At 51.5% G+C, this 3857-nt stretch carries 6 protein-coding genes; all 6 read right to left on the reverse strand.

The genetic code is table 11. The features are described 5' to 3' along the window. Nucleotides 1-82 precede the first annotated feature (82 nt). Complete coding sequence (locus tag IXC47_RS19160; protein ID WP_195876751.1) at nucleotides 83-1198, reverse strand: hypothetical protein; 1116 nt, start codon at nucleotides 1196-1198, stop codon at nucleotides 83-85. 81 nt (nucleotides 1199-1279) lie between these two features. After that, nucleotides 1280-1534, reverse strand: a complete 255-nt coding sequence (locus IXC47_RS19165) for a hypothetical protein (RefSeq protein ID WP_195876752.1) — start codon at nucleotides 1532-1534, stop codon at nucleotides 1280-1282. Between the two features lie 50 nt (nucleotides 1535-1584). After that, nucleotides 1585-1722 carry a hypothetical protein gene (locus tag IXC47_RS19170; protein WP_195876753.1) on the reverse strand — a complete coding sequence of 46 codons (138 nt, stop codon included), beginning with the start codon at nucleotides 1720-1722 and terminating at the stop codon, nucleotides 1585-1587. Nucleotides 1723-1881: 159 nt separating this feature from the next. Continuing rightward, nucleotides 1882-2913, reverse strand: coding sequence for a phage/plasmid replication domain-containing protein (locus IXC47_RS19175; protein WP_195876754.1), 1032 nt, complete (start codon nucleotides 2911-2913; stop codon nucleotides 1882-1884). A 353-nt stretch (nucleotides 2914-3266) separates the two neighbouring features. After that, on the reverse strand, nucleotides 3267-3509 hold the full coding sequence (locus tag IXC47_RS19180; RefSeq protein WP_195876755.1) for a hypothetical protein: 243 nt from the start codon (nucleotides 3507-3509) through the stop codon (nucleotides 3267-3269). After that, nucleotides 3506-3857: G5P family DNA-binding protein (locus IXC47_RS19185; protein WP_230089673.1), on the reverse strand; the 352-nt coding region annotated here is incomplete at its 5' end. The genes IXC47_RS19185 and IXC47_RS19180, both read right to left, overlap by 4 nt.

Raw genomic sequence — 3857 nt, forward strand, 5'->3', positions numbered from 1 at the left:
CTTATTTGGACGCGAGAGGCACTGCGATCGAAGGCGGTGCCAAATGAAGTGCGGGTCGAAATAAGTCAATTAAATCATGTGGTTAACATCGTATTGGCGAAAAAAACCGTAATCCCGGCCGACCCTCAGGATGATTTACAGTAGTCGTCTCAGTTGTCGTGTTGTTCGTTACATTGTTGATAGTCGTCGACGTGGTTACCGTTTGCGTAGGAAAAGTAGTCTGCGAATCACCTACGGTTGTGCCAGTAGTCGTAGGAGTAACGACCGTTTTCTCTGTGGTCGTTGTCGTATCGGTAGAGCCGTTTGTGCCGGATTTTGTCGTGGTACTAACGACACGCTCAGGAGACGATACAGGTGGCGCGCTAACGACAACGGGAGTCGTTGGTTTAATAGGATTGTAATCAGCAGGCCAAGAGTTCGGATTTGCCGCACGATCAGCCGCAATGGCATCGTATAGCGGCTTAAATCTTGCCTGCTGTTCAGCCCGCGCGAGTATGTCAGCCTCGGTCTGAATTTCAGTCGGCAGAACATAGCCCGGCACATAGTAGTTAGGAACTCGATCAACAAACGGTGTGGAAAGTACACTGGTTACGCCGTCACTAATACGCGTCCGCACGACTTGGCAAGCCAAGCGAAAATTAACTGTAGTAAGTGAACCACTGCCCACCCATCCGGGGTAAGAGCTATTGACCGCATATGCAGCGAAGTCACTACAAAGCCCTGAAGCTGATTTTGATCTAACACCAGGTCTAATTGGCATTTCATACCCAGTACCAAGCGGATCACCAGCAACATCAGGCTTTTCCGGAATCTGCAAAGACGCACCATCAGGCGCAAGCCGATAGTCATTACCTGGACAAAGCAATGTACATAACTCTACGAGAGCTGCAGCAGTGGCGACACCTGGTATGGCTTTGACAGCAATCTTTCCTGCAGCTTTAGCAATAGCTCCTTTGGGAACAACGCGTTCAGCTGTAACGACGACATTGCCTGCTTTGGTAGCGACAGTTCCCTTAGACGTATCGCGGATATTCAAAAATTCTTCCAATGTCCTGCGATCAGTCTCAACAAAAGTGCCTACGATTTTCCCCGCCTCATCAAAGACCAGACCTGTAGCATTAGCGCAAGGAGCAACGAGAAGAAATAGAGCCATCAGCGCACAACCGTTCAGGATACCAATAGCCGTAAGTCGATTCATAGCGGGGACTTTTTGAAAGGGTTGAACAGGAGGCCAGCACGAAGCTGGCGACCAGTGCGATCGCCAGTTTGTTCATGATGCTTAAGCCTTGCCGCGCATACGTTTGATCAGCTTGGCACCAACTTCCCAGCCAGTACTTGCCAATGCGATTGCTACACCAGCTGCACCCGCTACTGCGATGAGTGCCAGGATGGTCGTTTTGCCTTCGTCCATCGAAGCCTCCGGTGTGCCTGGTGTAGCTTGTGCCAACGCGAGACCGGTATTGAGCAACATAAAACCCGCAGCAATAGCTTTGGTTTTTGCGGAGCTGCAAAACTTTTTAGTTTTCGATTCCATTTTTATTCCCTTCAAAGTTCGGATTTAAACCGGCATCCGATTAAGCCGTGCTACATAAACTTGCCCATCGACCGAATTTTTTGAATCGTCAATCCGATCTGTAGACCTGCTATCCAGCATGCGAACAAGCCGCCCAGGTAGAGCGCGATCTGGCCGGTCTGCGACGAGGTGATCGTTGTCCATTCCATTACGCCACCTTCATGCCGTGAATAAGCCCAACAGCGAAGGCACAGAAGAACGAGAAAAATACAAACGCTTGAATGATCGTCATGTGTTGCTCCTGGTCTTTGGGGTGGCGTGGGTGGCCGCTAAAGCAGCCACCCAACCACCCCGCCACGTTGTCGCCGTCATGCGGCATTCTTCCAATACCAGTCCGGCGCGGTGAGCGGCTTAAGCTCGATGACCTTCACTCGCGGCAAGATGGTGCGAATTTTGTTTGGCGTTGCTATGTCGATTCCATGCGAGAGCAACTCACGCCTTGCCTTGTAGAACGAAGACTTAGGCATGCGGGAACGCATCTCTGCACCTGCCAGGTATTCACGTGCAATACCGGCCATGCGTAGCGGTAGCTTCGTGAAGTCGAATGCATCAACGTCATTGCTGATGCGACGAATGACACTAGTTTTGTCGTCGTATAACTGTTTGATTTTTTCCATCGTGATCGCTCCTGAATAGCCGAGATTTCGGTCTCTCAAATGATTTCGCTTTGCGCGAACTTCTAATCGGATTACTCCCAGATCGTTTAGCCACTGCCAGAGCTGCGACTTCTTAATTTCGTTACGCTTGTGATCGTTCTTTGCGTGATCGATCATTTCATCGGCCTTGTAATACGCTTCCACCTGCAGGCCGTTACCATCGCCAAAGCGAACAGAACCCTGGCGCCCTACTCCACCCCGCACACGCTCGATGTGCTGCCCCTCCAGCCACTGCAAAAACAGGAAGGCGTTTTCTTTACTGCCGGTCGCAAAGTTCGATGTGGCATCGATGGCCGACACGGTTGCACCAGTCCATACGCAATCAACGCCATGCGCTCTATCGCGGTCGGAAACGTTGAGGCTCGGTGTGCCATGCGTGAATAGCGGAAGGCCGAATTTTTCAGCCAGGCGATTTGCCTTTTCCCAGGTCTGTTGCCAGTCCAGGTTGAATACGTTGTCTGGGCGACCGAAGCGACCAGGATTGCCGCGCAAGAACGAGCGACCACCGAACGACTTCGCCAGAATGCGGGTGTCATACGTGCCCTCCAGGACAGCCGCCGAGGGCTGCATCCACTCCTGGACACCATCATCATCAAATCGCGCCACATGACCGTTAAACAGGTTCGGCGTTTCCACGCCGTGAAATTCCTGGTTGAGATAGAGGCGATCAATGAACACTGACATGTTGTCAATCTTTCACTGAATGTTGTTTGTCTGATACCGAAAGTCTCTCCCCAGAGACTTCCCACGGGTTGTTATACGTAACCCGTGGTTCCAACTGCACCAAAAAAGTGCAGAGTCGCTTTGCGATCGCCGGAATCAAGAAGATCAAAAACGGTGACAGCAACGTAAAAACGGTCGCGATGATTGGGCTTTTCATGATCAATTTCCGTTACTAGTAACGGAAACTAAAAAGTTGAATTTGCGACGTGCGCGAAATTCAGCTTGACGCTGTGCATTGGTTTTCGCGTTCGGTTTGCGCGGACGACCTACGGGACGGTTAAATGCGTCCCTGGTGAATTTGTCTTCAGGCTGTTTCATCGTTTCCCCTTGATGGCCGCGAGTGCGGCATTGATATCGGCGCGAGGTACGCGCAGTCCATTCGGGTACAGCAAGTGAATTCGTAGAGTTCGCCCTGGGAGTACGGCCTGCCATTGCTGTTTGAGGTCAATGCCACGCTGTACGGTCGCCAGAAAATCGGAGCTGGTGACTGCCACCAGGACACCGGACTTTGTGACTAACCGGCACTCAAATGCAGGTTGCCCAGGGCGGGTACTCATGCTGCTGCTTTGACGGTTGCGCGCATTGGAACCAGGCGCACAGAGAACATCAGGGAGTTGTATTTGCCAGCGTAGAAACTGGCTGGGGCTACGGTGTATTCACCGATTGGATATGGTGATTGACCATCTTCCAGGCGAACAGTGATGCGGGTCGGATGAGCGTGCAGTTTGCCTTTACGGTCTGCCAGGTAAGCAAAGGCTTCCTGCTCATCGATGCGCCACGAGCCTGTCAGATTTTTTGTGTGCCGAAGGTCATGAGATGATACCGAAAGGGAAACACCATGACTACATCGATGAGCACAGTAAAAAAGCCCAAGAAACCGAAAGCCCTCAAACTTTTTTCCGACG

This window comes from Herminiimonas contaminans (assembly GCF_015645465.1).
In the GTDB taxonomy this organism is placed as follows: Bacteria; Pseudomonadota; Gammaproteobacteria; order Burkholderiales; family Burkholderiaceae_D; genus Oxalicibacterium; species Oxalicibacterium contaminans.

What these genes read in the sequence shown, in the direction of transcription:
- IXC47_RS19165 (WP_195876752.1), bottom strand. Translation starts at nt 1,534, where the DNA reads ATGGAATCGAAAACTAAAAAGTTTTGCAGCTCCGCAAAAACCAAAGCT.
- IXC47_RS19160 (WP_195876751.1), bottom strand. Translation starts at nt 1,198, where the DNA reads ATGAATCGACTTACGGCTATTGGTATCCTGAACGGTTGTGCGCTGATG.
- IXC47_RS19175 (WP_195876754.1), bottom strand. Translation starts at nt 2,913, where the DNA reads ATGTCAGTGTTCATTGATCGCCTCTATCTCAACCAGGAATTTCACGGC.
- IXC47_RS19180 (WP_195876755.1), bottom strand. Translation starts at nt 3,509, where the DNA reads ATGAGTACCCGCCCTGGGCAACCTGCATTTGAGTGCCGGTTAGTCACA.
- IXC47_RS19170 (WP_195876753.1), bottom strand. Translation starts at nt 1,722, where the DNA reads ATGGAATGGACAACGATCACCTCGTCGCAGACCGGCCAGATCGCGCTC.